At 36.6% G+C, this 15,592-nt stretch carries 12 protein-coding genes and 1 pseudogene; 4 read left to right on the top strand and 9 right to left on the bottom strand.

Annotation, left to right across the window (positions count from 1 at the left end; genetic code table 11):
• Nucleotides 1–603 precede the first annotated feature (603 nt).
• Complete coding sequence (locus tag MST18_RS08275; RefSeq protein ID WP_180133801.1) at nt 604–2,574, top strand: choline BCCT transporter BetT; 1,971 nt, start codon at nt 604–606, stop codon at nt 2,572–2,574.
• Between the two features lie 44 nt (nt 2,575–2,618).
• Here the strand turns inward: MST18_RS08275 and MST18_RS08270 are convergent, their stop codons facing one another.
• The 5 genes from MST18_RS08270 to MST18_RS08250 all read right to left on the bottom strand — a co-directional run bounded on the left by MST18_RS08270 (nt 2,619) and on the right by MST18_RS08250 (nt 7,017).
• Nucleotides 2,619–4,697 carry a catalase gene (locus MST18_RS08270; RefSeq protein ID WP_180133800.1) on the bottom strand — a complete coding sequence of 693 codons (2,079 nt, stop codon included), beginning with the start codon at nt 4,695–4,697 and terminating at the stop codon, nt 2,619–2,621.
• Nucleotides 4,698–4,823: 126 nt separating this feature from the next.
• The gene (locus MST18_RS08265; protein ID WP_180133799.1) at nt 4,824–5,519 is read right to left on the bottom strand and encodes a DUF421 domain-containing protein; all 696 of its coding nucleotides are present in this window, start codon (nt 5,517–5,519) and stop codon (nt 4,824–4,826) included.
• A 43-nt stretch (nt 5,520–5,562) separates the two neighbouring features.
• On the bottom strand, nt 5,563–5,859 hold the full coding sequence (locus MST18_RS08260) for a hypothetical protein (protein ID WP_078193446.1): 297 nt from the start codon (nt 5,857–5,859) through the stop codon (nt 5,563–5,565).
• An 84-nt stretch (nt 5,860–5,943) separates the two neighbouring features.
• Complete coding sequence (locus MST18_RS08255; protein ID WP_180133798.1) at nt 5,944–6,354, bottom strand: hypothetical protein; 411 nt, start codon at nt 6,352–6,354, stop codon at nt 5,944–5,946.
• Nucleotides 6,355–6,543: 189 nt separating this feature from the next.
• The gene (locus MST18_RS08250; protein WP_180133797.1) at nt 6,544–7,017 is read right to left on the bottom strand and encodes a CinA family protein; all 474 of its coding nucleotides are present in this window, start codon (nt 7,015–7,017) and stop codon (nt 6,544–6,546) included.
• Nucleotides 7,018–7,264: 247 nt separating this feature from the next.
• Here MST18_RS08250 and MST18_RS08245 point away from each other — a divergent pair, with 247 nt between their 5' ends.
• Nucleotides 7,265–8,662: an iron-containing redox enzyme family protein gene (locus MST18_RS08245; protein WP_180133796.1), complete on the top strand. Its 1,398-nt coding sequence runs from the start codon at nt 7,265–7,267 to the stop codon at nt 8,660–8,662.
• A 249-nt stretch (nt 8,663–8,911) separates the two neighbouring features.
• The gene (locus MST18_RS08240; RefSeq protein ID WP_180133795.1) at nt 8,912–10,072 is read left to right on the top strand and encodes an MFS transporter; all 1,161 of its coding nucleotides are present in this window, start codon (nt 8,912–8,914) and stop codon (nt 10,070–10,072) included.
• 24 nt (nt 10,073–10,096) lie between these two features.
• Here the strand turns inward: MST18_RS08240 and MST18_RS08235 are convergent.
• Nucleotides 10,097–11,513 (bottom strand): annotated as a pseudogene (locus MST18_RS08235) (diguanylate cyclase).
• 251 nt (nt 11,514–11,764) lie between these two features.
• On the opposite strand from MST18_RS08235, the gene MST18_RS08230 reads away from it, so the two are divergent.
• Nucleotides 11,765–12,247 (top strand): hypothetical protein, encoded by a 483-nt coding sequence (locus MST18_RS08230; RefSeq protein WP_078190792.1) that lies wholly within the window; start codon nt 11,765–11,767, stop codon nt 12,245–12,247.
• Between the two features lie 70 nt (nt 12,248–12,317).
• On the opposite strand, the gene accC is transcribed toward MST18_RS08230, so the two are convergent.
• From accC to aroQ, 3 genes are read right to left on the bottom strand one after another with little or no spacing between them, the layout of a single operon-like run.
• A complete protein-coding gene (accC, locus tag MST18_RS08225) occupies nt 12,318–13,679 on the bottom strand; it encodes an acetyl-CoA carboxylase biotin carboxylase subunit (RefSeq protein WP_111885487.1) in 1,362 nt (453 codons plus the stop codon).
• Between the two features lie 17 nt (nt 13,680–13,696).
• The gene (gene accB / locus MST18_RS08220; protein ID WP_078190790.1) at nt 13,697–14,113 is read right to left on the bottom strand and encodes an acetyl-CoA carboxylase biotin carboxyl carrier protein; all 417 of its coding nucleotides are present in this window, start codon (nt 14,111–14,113) and stop codon (nt 13,697–13,699) included.
• 15 nt (nt 14,114–14,128) lie between these two features.
• A complete protein-coding gene (gene aroQ, locus MST18_RS08215; protein ID WP_078190789.1) occupies nt 14,129–14,584 on the bottom strand; it encodes a type II 3-dehydroquinate dehydratase in 456 nt (151 codons plus the stop codon).
• Between the last annotated feature and the right edge of the window lie 1,008 nt (nt 14,585–15,592).

The following is a 15,592-nucleotide window of genomic DNA, read 5'->3' as shown; positions in this document are numbered from 1 at the left end:
TATTTGCATTTGCCGTTGAGAGCAATGAACCTGCAATAAGTACTGCACCACCAGCTAAAAGGAGCTTACGGGTTTTTGAATTCATGTTATAAGCCTGCTTTAATTTGAAAGTGAATTAATTACTATAAATTGCTTTTAAGGTCATTTTGTTTTTTTATGTATTAAGTATTTGATCTTTAATCATTGTTTAACTTTTCAAGTTTTATTAATCCTTTTACTACCATTTTTAACAGATAAATAATATTACTTATATAAGCCCAAAAACTAAGTGAAAAAATGCTTACATTAAGCAAAATTATAATTACTTTCTAAGAACTCACTTACTTCTAAAGCACTTCAAGAGAGTATTGAATAAGAAAATTAATTGACGAAATAAATAGTTTAGTAATGGTCTTAATTTACTTTACTACTTAATATTGGATTATATATCTAAAAATATGATAACATGCTCAAACTCTAAGCAATGGCTTTGAATGAGTCAGCCTTAAATTTTCAAACGAAAATGCCAGCACTTTTCAATACAAGCCTGTTTCTTCCGCAAATAGCGGATATCTCTTTGATCAATTCAGATCTGTCTTACAAATAAAACGGAATAGGGAAGGTATGTCTTCATTGAAACCGTCATGGTATTCCAATGTGAATCCAAATGTATTTATTAGCACAGTTGTTATTATCGGCATTTTTATTGCCATTGTATTTTTAGCTCCCAATGCTTTTGATTTAATAACTAAACAACTGAATCAATGGGTTACAAACTCATTCAGTTGGTTCTATGTACTATCTGTAGCCATTTTTCTCTTAGTGCTTATTTATATTGCCTGTTCAAATATGGGTAAAATTAAACTTGGTTTAGACCATAGCCAGCCAAAGTTTAGTAATAGCTCTTGGTTCGCTATGCTATTTACAGCTGGTATGGGCATTGGCTTAATGTTCTTCGGTGTCGCGGAACCAGTGATGCACTATGTTTCACCTCCAACTGGTGAACCTGAAACAATTCAATCAGCGCAGCAAGCCATGCGTGTAACATTCTTTCATTGGGGACTTCATGCTTGGGCAATTTACACAATTGTGGGCTTAGCTTTAGCTTACTTTGCATATAGACATAATCTACCTCTTAAGATTCGCTCTGCTTTATATCCTCTTATTGGAAAGAAAATTTATGGTCCAATTGGAGATGGTGTGGATACTTTTGCGACCATCGGTACAGTATTTGGTGTCGCAACAACATTAGGTTTTGGTGTAACCCAAATTAACTCTGGCTTAAATTATTTATTCGGAATTGAATATTCAACGACGACGCAGCTTATTTTAATTGTCATTGTTACAGCTATGGCATCTTTATCTGTATTTATGGGCTTAGACAAGGGTATTAAACGATTATCAGAGATTAATCTGGGCCTAGCTTTAGTGCTGTTGCTATTTGTATTTTTTGCTAGTTCAAGCATTTTTATATTGCAAACGACTATCCAAAACACGGGGCAATATTTTTCAAACTTATTCAACATGACCTTTAATTTATATGCCTACCAGTCTGATGGTTGGATCGGTGGTTGGACAATTATGTACTGGGCATGGTGGATTTCATGGTCACCATTTGTAGGTATGTTTATTGCGCGTGTGTCTGAAGGACGTACTATTCGTGAGTTTATTGTAGGTGTTTTACTTATTCCAACAGGCTTTACGCTGATCTGGATGGGAGTCATGGGGAATGCTGCACTCTATAGTATTTTAAACGAAGCGAACACCTCGCTGATTTCTGCAGTGCAACGAGATTCATCCGTTGCATTATTTGAATATTTAGGGACCTTGCCTTTCTCAGGCTTGATGAGTTTTGTGGCGACTATACTGGTTATGCTATTTTTTGTGACTTCAGCTGACTCTGGTGCACTTGTTACAGACTATCTAACTGCAAAATCTGAAAACTCTCCAACTTGGCAGCGATTGTTTTGGACAACGTTAATGGCTGTACTTGCGATTGTTTTGTTGTTTGCAGGAGGTTTAGGAGCTTTGCAATCTGCAACAATGTTGAGTGCATTACCATTCACCTTCGTAATGCTTTTAATTTGCTGGGGGTTAGTCAAGGCTCTACATTTAGATGCAACCAAGATGCAAGCATTACAGGATGCACGTATTACACCTAGAGCAATTCATAATCCAAGAAGTTGGCAACAACGTTTAGGATTGATTATGCATTATCCGCATACACGTAAAGAAGTTGAAGATTATATTGAAAAAACGGTAAGTCAGGCATTTTCAAATCTACAGAAAGAGTTTAAGCGTCGTCATTTAGATGTGACAGTAAACACGATAGATGATGGCTTGCAGCTACGTGTAAACCATCAAGATGAGATTAACTTTATTTACCAAGTGGTTGTTCAAGAAAAAAATACACCAAGTTTTATGACTGATTCAGATGAAATTACGCAAGATTATCAAGCTGAAGTGTTTTTGAGGGAAGGTGGTCAAAATTATGACATCATCGAATGGACGCAAGAAGATATTTTGCAAGATGTTATTGATCAATACGAACGTCATCTACATTTTTTAAATCTAGTTAGAACCAAGAACCAATAGATAAAAAACCGCCCAGAAGGGCGGTTTTTTTATTCATAGTTAAATTAGGCCGGTATAGAAGCAACCTTATCTTCACGGTCCCAATAACGGTGATTTTGTACCGCTGTTTTAAATTGATCACTGACATCTTTGAAACTTTGTGAAGTGAAAAGCGCAGCATCTTGAGTCAGACTAAGCTCTTTAATTAAAGCCTCTTTATCACCCAATAAAACTATAGGTTTAAGATGCTTAAATGTTTCCAATACATAATGTTTAGCTACACCATCATTCAGGAATTCATCTAGATTATCACCATCAATAACAACGACAGCATCGTAGGTAACTGAAGGTTCGCCATTTTGACGTCCATTAACTGCAATTTCTTTACCATCGTTAGATTTAACTGGCGCTGCATTAGGGGCTAAAACTTCAACTACAGCACTTTCTGATTCGCCCCAAGTCTTGATTGCATCGATAGAGGAAGCATTAGCACCGTTGTGCACCAACAGAGCAATTTTTCGTTGCTTAATATCAGATGCAGGGTATGCCAATGTGCTTAAGTGATCAGATTTAGCGATGGTAGCTTTCTTAACCGATTTATTTTGCTTAGTCGGAGCAGCTAACCCTAATTCATTTGCAACAAATTTCGCTAAATCCAAATCAATATTTGCAAGCACCTCATTTACAACTCGTTCCCTAATTTTAACAGCTTTCACTTTTGAGAGTTCAAATGCATAGGCATCCTTTATATGCTGTTGTTCATGCTTAGCAAGACTTTGGTAATGCATGGTCGCTTGCGAGAAATGATCTGCGAAGCTTTCTGGTCTAATTCTTAACTTGCTGCCTTGGATTTGTTCAGGATGGGTTCGAAATGCATGCGGATCATTATTAGATTCTCTAGGCCAATTTTCATCTACAGAGTTAGGCTCATAATTCGCTTTACCTTTATAGACTTCATGGTTTGCATAGCCGCCACGTCGATTGGTATGGAAAGGGCAGACCGGTTTATTAATTGGAATTTGATTAAAGTTTGCTGTTCCTAAGCGGTGCAGATGCGTATCTGTATAGCTGAACAAACGACCTTGTAATAAAGGATCATTACTAAAATCAATTCCTGAAACAATATTGGCTGGACTGAAAGCAACTTGCTCTGTTTCTGCAAAGAAATCATCTGTATTTCGATTTAGAGTAAATTTACCTAGTGGGGTAATAGGTACAAGCTCTTCAGGTACCAGCTTTGTAGCATCTAAAACATCAAAGTCCCATTGAGCCGCTTCTTCTTCAGTAAAGATCTGTGCCCCTAATTCCCACTCAGGATAATTGCCACGTTCAATGGCATCCCAAAGGTCGCGTCGATGGAAGTCTGGATCTTTGCCATTAAGCTTTAAGGCCTCATCCCAAACGACTTGAGCAACACCTTGCTTAGGAGTCCAGTGAAATTTAACCAAATGCGCCTGATTTTCTTTGTTGATTAATCTGAAGGTATGTACACCAAAACCTTGAATCGATCGTAAATTCCGTGGGATAGCACGATCTGACATCACCCAGGTTGTCATATGAGAGGCTTCGGTATTTAAAGAAATAAAATCCCAAAAAGTATCATGCGCAGATTGACCGGTTGGAACTTCATTCGGATCTTCAGGCTTCACTGCGTGGGCAAAGTCAGGGAACTTGATTGCGTCCTGAATAAAAAATACAGGAATGTTATTACCGACTAAATCGTAGTTTCCATCTTCGGTATAAAATTTGATAGAAAATCCGCGTACATCACGGACTACATCAGCTGAGCCGCGTCCGCCTTGTACTGTAGAAATTCTGACAAAGATTGGTGTTGGATTTTGAGTATTAGTCAAAAATTTAGCCTTAGTCCATTTTTCGTTGCCTTCATAAGCTTCAAAATAACCATGCGCTCCAACACCACGAGCATGCACAACACGCTCAGGGATACGTTCACGGTCAAAGTGAATTAACTTATCTCGTAAGAGAAAATCTTCTAACAGAGTAGGACCAGTCTGATTTATTTTTAAACTGTTTTGATTGTCAGCTACAGGTACACCCAAAGATGAGGTCAGTGTTTTATTTTTAGGGTCTACATATGCCTCTTTTTCAAACTGATCAATTTTAGGATTATTTGATTTTTTCATGAGCTACATCCCTTTGTCTGATGTTATTTAGTACATGTGCTAGATAAGGTTTTGCTATTGCATAAAGCTAATATAGACAATAAAGATGCTTGGCAAAATTAAAGTAAAAAATTGTCTATTTTATGTTCAATCTGATGGTTGATTGGAGCTACTTTCACAATAAAAAGCAGATTCAGCCCAACGTTCACATTTACATCGGGGGCATTGAGCGTTTAGAGAACTAATAAATTGTGTTTGACCACACAGCATGCACGAATAGTATGTTTTAGAATCAAAACGCTTTGCTTTTTGGTAGTGATCAGGAAAAATTGGTAGTCCCCATTTAATATTATCTTTGGCATAAGGAATCACACTTAGACACCCATCAGTTTCAAGTAATGCTGATTTGACTTGCCCTAAGTGTTCTATTTTGTTTTGCCTTAGCTCAGCAAAAAATTCGTCATATGAATATTTTTCCTGTTTGATATCTTCAACAATCAATAAGCCATCTTTGACGATATACATTGGCCTACCTTCTAACATGGTTTCAAATGAATCTGATTTCATGATGAGGTATGTAGTTAATCTATAGAGAAGAATAATGACTGCAAATACTATGAGTGCTTGAATGATGGGGATATCATCATTAAACATGGGATCGCCTGCTGCAGATCCCAAACTTAAAATAATAGCTAACTCAAATACTGAAAGTTGCCTGACACCTCTTTTCCCTGAAAATCTTAAAAAAATAATAATTAAGATAAACATAATGATGCATCGGAAAATAATTTCCAATGCAAAGTTAAAAGAGGTGTCATGCAGAATTATTTTTATGAAGTCCATATTTGATACAATTTATTAATTCTAGTTTTACATACATACAGGGTTAAATTTTATCCCAAGCATCCTTAATCGCATGCTTAGCATGTTCCCATTTCAAGCGAGAATCTGCTTTAAACTCTTCCCATTTGGTTTGTAAATCCGGCTCAGAATCTTCGAAACGCGCATTTTCACCGTACAAATGACGTTCGCGCTCACCAAGCTCATAAGCTGACCTTAGATCACGGTCATAATCTATATCTGGCACTTCGCGTTGCAGATCCCCATAGTACGGTCTATTGGAGTAATCCGTGCGCCAGTCATGATGTATTGGATGTTCATTTTGATGGTCGTTCATAGTAATAACTCCGATAAATTATTTAATAAATTGCAAAAGTAGCGATCCCTGAGCTACTTCTGCAAATAAAAATTAATGTTGTTACTTTGACTATTGGTCTTGCAGATCATTCTGCTGACGCTGTTGATCAGACTGTTGGTTTTGTTGATGTTGGGGTTGCTGCTGCTGTTGCTGACCATTCTGCTGACGCTGTTGATCAGATTGCTGATTTTGTTGGCGTTGGGGTTGCTGCTGCTGTTGCTGACCATTCTGCTGGCGCTGCTGATCAGACTGCTGATTTTGTTGATGTTGAGGTTGCTGCTGTTGTTGCTGACCATTCTGCTGGCGCTGCTGATCAGATTGTTGATTTTGTTGATGTTGGGGTTGCTGCTGTTGTTGCTGATCATTCTGCTGACGTTGATGATCAGACTGCTGATTTTGTTGGTTTTGAGGTTTTTGAGTATCGCCACGTTGGTGCTGTAAGCGAGTATCATTATTTTGATCTTGGTTATAATTAGACATAATACTGTTCCTTTAAAGATTAATTAGATAATCTACTCAATTACAGTAGATCATTTATTAGTAACATGAATATTATAAATTTAAATATTTAAGATGTTACATAATCTGTATTAGGTTTCATTGTGTTTAAAGATTATGTATTCGGTGCTGTTTTATATGGATAAATAAATAATTTTTAATTACATGAAGCTAACAATAATATTTTTTTAATATTTTTGAGAGTGATTTTAGAATAGCTTTATATAGAGTATTTAATTTTGTATTAGGTTTTCCTTTAGTTTTAATTCTGAAGTTATAGTAGTTTTTTTTAAAGAAGATGCAATAGAAAAAAGTACCTACTGGTTTATATTTGTTTTCGGATCCTCCGCGCTTTAAAAGTCCAGTGCAAGATATATAAATATCTGATTTGAATAATTTTTTTCCATTTACAATCATTTGAGTGGTTACTTCTGGGGATTCAGCAGTATATTTGTATATAAGTGATTGTTTTATATTTAAAATACGCTTCTTGAATAGTAAGTCATAACTAACAATAGAACCATCCAGAAGTATTCCAGAGTTTTTATCTTGTGAAATTCTATATGCTAAATAACCTGCACTCGCACTTTCAAATAGCGTTATCGATAGGGGTTTTTTAGAAATAAAGTCAAAAATTGATTTCATATAAATTATCCTATGAATATTTTATAAAAGAATCATAATTGATATTTAAATATAAATATGTGAATTAAGTCACATCAAAAAAATGTTGCTTTTTAAAAACTTGTTAAAAATTATGCTAAAGGTGTGTTTTATATATTAAAATTTTTAAAATATTACATTGCGTTAAATTTTATTAAAAAAAATTAACAAATACTACTTATTTTCTGAACTATGGTTAAGAAGAATCATTTACCGCGTGAGAATTATAATGCCTACAGCAGTAAAAGAAAGAATCTTAAATTTAATAACCAAAGATCATCAGAAATATTTCGAAATTGTTGAGTTCTTCTTAGATGCTTCAATACCTAATTCAGCCAAAGAATTAAAGGCATTTAAGGTTTTAGAAAATGAAATTATAACTCTCGAACACATTGATGAGATGCCAAATGAGATAGATCATCTTATCGATTGGATTCATCATAATAACCGTACACAGTGTGAATATTATAAAGAATACCTAGATAGAAGAAAGCAAGGTGGAGGAAGAGAGTATTTTTCATCAGTTAGTAAAGCTTATGAGTTTTTATACAAGGTTGCACCCACCAAAAAAGTGGATGGTTCATGGCTATATAGCTTTACTCAGTATTGGAATGATCCAGTATTTAGAGATTTTATTCAGATATATTTAGAGGAACTTGGTCTCGGTTCAGAAAAAGCCAATCACGTGAGAATGTACGACAACCTACTACTGGCACATGGTTTGAATCAACTATCTTTAAACTTATCTGATGCCTATTACCATCAGGCAGCAATACAGCTTGCGCTTGCATATGCACCTTCAGAGTTTATACCAGAGATAGCAGGTTTTAATTTAGGCTATGAACAACTTCCTTTACATTTGCTAATTAGCAATTACGAGTTAAAAGAACTTGGAATTGATGCACACTATTTTAATGTTCATATCACGATAGATAATTTTGATAATGGGCATGCGCAGCTTGCGACCAATGCCATTAAAAAACTTTCTACAAGGTACAGATCTAAAGATGAGTTCATTCGTAAACTCAAAATCGGCTATCTCCTAAATAACAAAGGAATGAGTTCAGTTCAGATAATTAAAAATTTAAGCACTGAAAAGATGGTGCTAGAAATATTTAAGAAAAAGGCGATCGTTGGTAAACACATGCATAGCAATAAGTGCATGTTTAATAATAAAACAACGAATGAATGGCTGTCTGAAGATGATAGTGTTGAAGAGTTTATTTTTGAACTTGTCCGTATGGGCTGGATAAAATTGAATCGACCACCTGAAGAGAGTAGGTTTTGGCAGATGATTCACGACGAAGATGGTAAAATGTTTGGAGTGTTTAATGCTGTTGAAAAAACTTTTATTTATGATTGGATTGCTGGCAAATCTATAGATCCTAAGCAAAATCAAGTAAATAATGAGTTTGTAAAAAACTTCCTAGAGACCAATTCATTTAGTTATTTAGCGAACCATGAAATGGCTGAGCTTAAGAAACAATTTGATGGAAGTACGAATACAGGATACAAGATCAACAAACTTCTAAAGTATTTAGCACCTCATATGCATCATCATGAAATTGGTTTATGGAGTACCCAGCGTATCGTAGAGAGTTTATTTCCATCTCTAGCCCGCCAATAAAATAAATACTCCAAAAGATTTATAACTTTCATCGTCAAAAATAACCGCCTTCGGGCGGTTTTTCTTTTATGCGAAAAACAGTGATAAAATAGTGAAAATTAATGAGTTTTTAAAGCAGTCTACAAAAAATCAAAAAAATATTTTTTTGCAATTTGTAGACTGTTGAGCTACAAATACAGCCAAATGAGAGCAATCTTATATAACCATTAACTTATTTAAGTGTTTGAAAATACAAGTGAATACAACCAAATGCAATCAATTCCAATCCAAACAAAACTAGGTGGATTCTACTTTTTCTATTATTCAATAGTGGGTACATTCATGCCGTATTGGAGTTTGTATTTAGAGGATCAAGGGTTTAATTATCAAGAAATAGGTATTTTATCTTCGATTGCAATTGTCACACGTTTTTTTGCACCGTTTATTTGGGGTTGGATTGCAGATAAATCCGGCAAGCGCATGCTTTTAGTCCGAATAGCAACATGGATGGAAGCCTGTATTTGGTTTCTGATTTTTATAATTCCCAACAGTTTTCAGTCTGTTGCATTACTCATGCTGGTTTTTAGTTTCTTTCAAAATGCTATATTGGCTCAGTTTGAAGGAGTAACTTTATTTTGCTTAGCTGAGCGGCGTGCAGAACTTTATGGAAAAGTCAGAAAATGGGGATCAGTTGGCTTCATTGTTGGGGTATTTGGAATAGGGGCTTTGCTAGAAATAATACCTGTTTCAATGCTACCTATCATGTTGTTATGCATTGCATTTCTCGCATTTATTTGGTCATTTACGATTAAAGAGCCCGCTACTGCACCATCTTCACAGAAAAAACTTGAACCACTTTGGCCTATCTTAAAACGACCAGCTGTAGCGAGTTTTTTTATCATTGAATTTTTTCTGCTCTTTTCGCATGCACCGTTTTATAGTTTTTATAGCAATTACCTTATGCAGGCTGATTTTTCGACGAGCCAAATCGGTTTTTTATGGTCTGTCGGAGTCATTGCGGAAATCATTATGTTTGCCTATGCCAATGTCTTTTTTAATCGATATTCTTGGCGTAACTTAGTGCTCATTTGTTTGGGGCTAACAGGGATGCGATGGTTGATTGTAGGCTTATATCCGACGGTGTTTATCACTCAATTTGCTGCGCAAACGATTCATGCCTTTAGTTTTGGATTATTCCACTTAATCGCTATGCGAATCATTTTTCAAAATTTTACCGCAAGTCAACAAGGGCGTGGTCAAGCGCTATACAGTACCATGTGGGGCTTAGGTGTTGCGAGTGGCAGTATTTTAGCAGGTCGATATTGGGACATGCTTTCGGGACCCGTTATTTTTATGATCGCAGGACTGGCGGTTATACCTGCCATGTTTTTGGTCGTGGGCTTGCCTAAAACGATCCAAAAGCCAACTTAAAACAATTCAGTATTTTGATAAATCTCAATGAACTAAAATCACCTGATTACGGCCGAGCTCTTTAGCTTGATATAAGGCCTGATCGGCTTGATTTATCATACTTTGCAAACTTGGAGCATTGGGCAAAGACTGATGAATCAGACCAATACTCACCGTAATATAAATCGTATTTTGTTCATCAATGATGATAGGTGTAGTTTCAAAGACTTTTCGGATGCGTTCAGCAATACCTTGAGCTTCAGTTGCAGCAATGTTCGTGAGTAATACACTAAACTCTTCTCCCCCAATTCGTGCAAATAAATCAGTTTCACGTAAATTCTTACGCACAATACTCGAAAATTCTTGTAAAACTTGGTCACCGACATAATGCCCATATTGATCATTTAATTTTTTAAAATGATCAATATCCATCATGATAATGGAAAAGTTAAGCTGAATTTGGTTTTGTAGGTAAAGCTCACCTTGCTCGAAAAAATATCGACGATTCATCGCATGCGTTAAACTATCATGATTTGCAAGGTATAAAACCTCTTTATATAGTTCGTGCCGATTTCGGCTAATAATACAAAGAATCAACGGCGAGAGAATCAGCATGGCTAGGCCAATACGAACTGAAATTGCTGTCGATAAATAGGCTAATGAAGAATCGTGTAAGTAGAACGCATTTAAATTGTAATAGGTCGCTAAAATTACCACGGCATTAATTAGGGATAAGGTAAATAAGCGATAGGTTAATGCTGCCCAAATTAGAGCCGCTAAAGGGTAGAGATGCAGAAACAGCTGTTAAAAATACACAGAAGATAACTGCAATTGCCGGAAATATTTTATTGATCTGAAAGCTTTGATGACGTCGATCTTTGAAATAAAGTTTAAGATCGGCCAGTTTAGGAAAAGACAGAATAAGCGGTAATATAATCAGCGCATTTAATATTTCAGTAATCCACCACATACCAAAATCAATCGATAATCTATCGGTCGACATAAACGTGTTGGGGATATAAGGCACAGTGAAAATAGCAAAAAGAGCACCTGCAAGGCATCCACCACAAGCGATGATGACAATCATGGTCAGAAAGGTGAAACCTTTATTATAGTTTTGATAGTTCACCTGAAAATATCGCATAAAAAATAGCGATACCATGCTGTTGGTTAAATTTGAAAAAGTGAGAAATAAAGTGAGTTGGAAATAATTGCCCGTCACTAAATCTGCGAGCATATAACCGGTAAATGCACCTAACCATCCTCCCAGATTACTCAGTTTAGGGAACCTTAAGAATATTGCTAACAATACTGCATTCGCAGGCCAAAAAATCGCTAAATAGCTTAATGGGCGGGTGAAAATACCGATTAAGCAGCAGCAAAGAATAACTGCAGCGACTATGACAAAAGCCATGCTGTGGCGTGCATTAAGCGGAGCAAGACTATTCGAATGCAGTTTCATTAGCTTATGTAAGCCTAGGTTAAATATGGGAGAATTCGTTTTTTTCGTATATTAAACGATAAAAAAGTTTTTATATTATTTTATTGTAAATAGTGTGATTTGTTTGGCATTTAGCTGATTTGTAGTTTCGTTAACCGAGATTGATTTTTTGGATAAATAGGAAAAATGATTGTTATGAAAATGTGATAAACCGCGGATTTGTAAAAAAATGTGTTACTTTAAGAGCATGATTTATATGACTGATTAAATGTATGAAAATAGCATATCTTACAGTTTTACTCATGTTGAGTTCATCGTTGGTGATGGCGGCAGATAATAAGAATACAACTCAAAATTCAGAGGCTAAAAATCAAGTTGAAGCGGTGAATAGCTTTAGGGTGACAACACGTTCTGAATTGGTCGGCTTATGGGGTATGGAAATTCCGACCAATAAAAAGTGCGTTGAATATTATAATTTTAAGAGCAATAATGATGTTGTGATCAAAAGCGGTGAAGAGTGGTCATCTGGAGTATATGACTATCAACCTGCGCAAGATCCGAATGTGCAAATTCCAGCACTGATTTTACAAGTGAAATATGACAATAATCAGATGGATTGTTCGGGCAATATTCAAGATCAAACCGGCGAAATTTCACAGTACTTTGTAAAGTGGAAAAGTCCATCGGTTATTAATTTCTGTGCCAATGATCAGGCTCAGCAGTGTTTTGCGACATTGCGTCGAGTTTTGCCTTAAGCATGACTATAGATCTTTCTTATGAAAATAAAAAACCACTCATTTGAGTGGTTTTTTTGACGCTGAAGATTTATTTATCTTCATGTCCTTCGACTTTCTTCAATAAATGCTTTTCAAGATAGTGAATATCCATAGCTTGTTCGCAGAAATTTTTATCTTGAAGAATCAAATCTTTATGTAGCGGAATATTGGTTTTCACGCCAGTTAAGATAATCTCTTCTAGAGCTTGTTTCATGCGCGCAATAGAGGTTTCACGATCTTTACCATGCGCAATGAGTTTTGCAATCATTGAATCATAGTATGGCGGGATACTATATCCTTGATAGATATGAGAATCTAGTCGGATACCTGCGCCGCCCGGTGCATAGAAATGATCGATTTTGCCCGGTGAAGGCATAAATGTAGATGGATCTTCTGCATTAATACGACATTCAATCGCATGACCTTTAAGTTGAATATCTTCTTGTTGAAGATCCAAACCTAAGCCAGCAGCAATGCGTAATTGTTGCTCGATAATATCCACACCAGTTACTTGCTCAGTAACAGGATGTTCTACTTGTACACGAGTATTCATTTCAATAAAGAAGAATTCACCTTCTTCAAATAAGAACTCAAATGTACCAGCACCACGGTATTGCATTAATTTACAAGCATTTACACATGCTTCAAGAATATGCGCACGTGCTTCTTCAGGTAAACCCGGTGCAGGCGCTTCTTCAAGCACTTTTTGATGGCGACGTTGCAATGAACAGTCACGATCATAAAGGTGAATTGCATGGCCATTACCATCTGCAAGAACTTGCACTTCGACATGGCGTGGCTTTTGAAGGAAACGTTCCATATAAACGGTATCGTCACCAAACCACATTTCCGCATCACGCTGAGCAGCTTGTACAGATTCGAGTAGTGTGTCCACACGTTCAACGATACGCATACCACGACCACCACCACCAGAAGCAGCTTTTACGATCAATGGGAAGCCAATTTCTTTGGCTTCTGCCAATGCATTGTGAATCGTTACAGCATGGTCACAACCCGGAACAGTCGGTACGCCGGCTTTTTTCATCGCAATAATGGCAGAAACTTTGTTCCCCATTAAGCGAATGTGTTCAGGACGCGGACCGATAAAGATAAAACCTGAGTTTTCTACAATTTCAGCAAACTCAGCGTTTTCAGATAAGAAACCATAACCTGGATGGATGGCATCTGCACCGGTGATTTCAGCCGCTGTAATAATGGCAGGGATATTGAGATAACTTTCGCTGCTGGCACCTGGTCCAATACACACTGCTTCGTCACAGAAGCGTAAGTGCATTAGGTCTTTGTCGGCATCGGAATAAATCCCTACGGTTTTAATTCCTAAAGTTTTGCAAGCGCGGGTGATGCGGAGCGCAATCTCACCACGGTTTGCAATTAAAACTTTTTGCAACATTGTGATTCCCCGTGGTCTTAAGCGCGATAGCGGAATAATGGTTGACCGAATTGGATCACTTCGCCATTTTTAACCAAAATTTCTTCAATTACACCGCTTTGAGTTGCTTCAATTGGGTTCATGATTTTCATTGCTTCGATGATACCGAGTGTTTCACCAGCAGATACAGTTTGACCAACTTTCACAAATGGTGCTTCACCTGGATTTGGCGCAGCATAGAACACACCAACCATAGGAGACGGCTCAACAGCACCACGTGGTGAACGAGGTGCAGCAGGCGCAGCGGCAGGAGCAGCCATAGCAGGCGCAGCGGCAGCAACTACTGGATTGCGACGAGTTAGAGCAATCGATTGATCGCCTTCTTTAACTTCAATCGCCTGTAAGTCAGATTCAATCATCAAATCGATGAGTTTCTTGATTTTACGGATATCCATGAACAGTATTCCTAATTAAGATTGAGAAGTTGGTTGAATTTTTTCGATGGCGAAGTCTAGTGCTGCGGCATAACCTTTTGCACCTAAACCACAAATAACGCCAACGGCTTTATCAGATAGATAGGAGTGATGTCTAAATGCTTCGCGAGCGTGGACATTTGATAGATGTACTTCGATAAACGGAATGGCTACACCTAGAAGGGCATCACGCACAGCAACCGAAGTATGTGTTAGGGCTGCTGGATTAATAATGATGAATTGAACGCCTTCTTGTTGCGCTTGATGAATTCGGTCGACGACAGCGCCTTCCCAATTACTTTGGAAAGTGTCGAGAGAAATGGAAGCGTTTTGAGCCTGTGAAATCAGTTTTTGGTTGATATCTTCGAGTGTTAGATAGCCATAAACTTCGGGTTCACGTTTTCCCAGTAAGTTGAGATTCGGTCCATGAATGACCAAAATGGTCGAGCTCATTCAGCCTGCTCCAATAAAAAGTTGCAAATTTACTTTGCAAGATACCTGCAAAGTTTGCTCATTATGGCATAAAATTCCACATTTTTTTTATAATTTCTTTGAATTGACGTGAAAAGCATGTGCCGAGAATGGGCTATATAATGCGAACTTTGCAGAGAATTGGCAATGTTAAAAGATTACATTTTTATCATTATATTGTAGGACATCATTTTAAACCCAATTGGCTAAAACTGTTGATATCTTTTGTGTAAACTTGCTTTATCGTGGTGCGTACGTTTAGCAATAACCAGTACAAATGATCTGAAAGGTGAGATGGCCTGTACATTTGTCTTATAGATCGTCAGTTGAACTGCCTACGCATGCATAGTCGTAAAGATAGTATTTATTCAGCGCATTAAAAATTCTAAGGTTTAATTTATTTGTGCATAAAGAAATCTAAATTGCTCTCAGCTTTCAAGCGAGTTATTTAAAAGAATAAAGCAAGTCTGTATGCTAAGTATATAAAAATTAAAAGATAGTTTATTTTTTTTATGATTGATACAGCATATTTCCAAACCAATGAAATGTTTTCATAAATGATAGGGCTCAACCTAGATAGTTTGTTTGCCTCAGTGAATTGAATATTCTGTGGGAGCATTTCCTTATAAGTAGGCAGCTTTAGATATGATGAACATTTATTGCGTAGCTAAGTCATACTTTATAGACCTTTATATAAGCGTATTAACCATCTTGTGTATTTTCTAGTCAGTGTTTTGAATGTATAAAGCGTGCAAGGCATTGACGATTTCTTTCATAAATCATGCAAGTTTGGAAAATTGGGTATTTGTCCAAATTTGTACAGGTATTGGCAAAAGTTAAATCTGTGGTGGTAAAGAAGCTTGCTGTTTGCATACTGATTCTATTTTTTATTCGTCTATTTCTGTGTTTGAACGGTATATGTCTTGAATTAAGTTTCCTTTATTCCTGTTTATATCTTTACATGGAATCTACTGCATTGAGTCTTTTGCT

The sequence above is a fragment of the Acinetobacter sp. YH12068_T genome, from assembly GCF_024606005.1.
Lineage (GTDB): Bacteria > Pseudomonadota > Gammaproteobacteria > Pseudomonadales > Moraxellaceae > Acinetobacter > Acinetobacter amyesii.
The sequence above is the reverse complement of the archived record's forward strand: the minus strand, read 5'-3'. Positions and strand labels throughout refer to the sequence as shown.

Coding starts and splice junctions, on each gene's coding strand:
- MST18_RS08255 (WP_180133798.1), bottom strand. CDS start 6,354: ATGTCTAATTATAACCAAGATCAAAATAATGATACTCGCTTACAGCAC.
- accC (WP_111885487.1), bottom strand. CDS start 13,679: ATGTTGCAAAAAGTTTTAATTGCAAACCGTGGTGAGATTGCGCTCCGC.
- MST18_RS08230 (WP_078190792.1), top strand. CDS start 11,765: ATGAAAATAGCATATCTTACAGTTTTACTCATGTTGAGTTCATCGTTG.
- aroQ (WP_078190789.1), bottom strand. CDS start 14,584: ATGAGCTCGACCATTTTGGTCATTCATGGACCGAATCTCAACTTACTG.
- MST18_RS08275 (WP_180133801.1), top strand. CDS start 604: ATGTCTTCATTGAAACCGTCATGGTATTCCAATGTGAATCCAAATGTA.
- MST18_RS08245 (WP_180133796.1), top strand. CDS start 7,265: ATGCCTACAGCAGTAAAAGAAAGAATCTTAAATTTAATAACCAAAGAT.
- MST18_RS08250 (WP_180133797.1), bottom strand. CDS start 7,017: ATGAAATCAATTTTTGACTTTATTTCTAAAAAACCCCTATCGATAACG.
- accB (WP_078190790.1), bottom strand. CDS start 14,113: ATGGATATCCGTAAAATCAAGAAACTCATCGATTTGATGATTGAATCT.
- MST18_RS08240 (WP_180133795.1), top strand. CDS start 8,912: ATGCAATCAATTCCAATCCAAACAAAACTAGGTGGATTCTACTTTTTC.
- MST18_RS08270 (WP_180133800.1), bottom strand. CDS start 4,697: ATGAAAAAATCAAATAATCCTAAAATTGATCAGTTTGAAAAAGAGGCA.
- MST18_RS08265 (WP_180133799.1), bottom strand. CDS start 5,519: ATGGACTTCATAAAAATAATTCTGCATGACACCTCTTTTAACTTTGCA.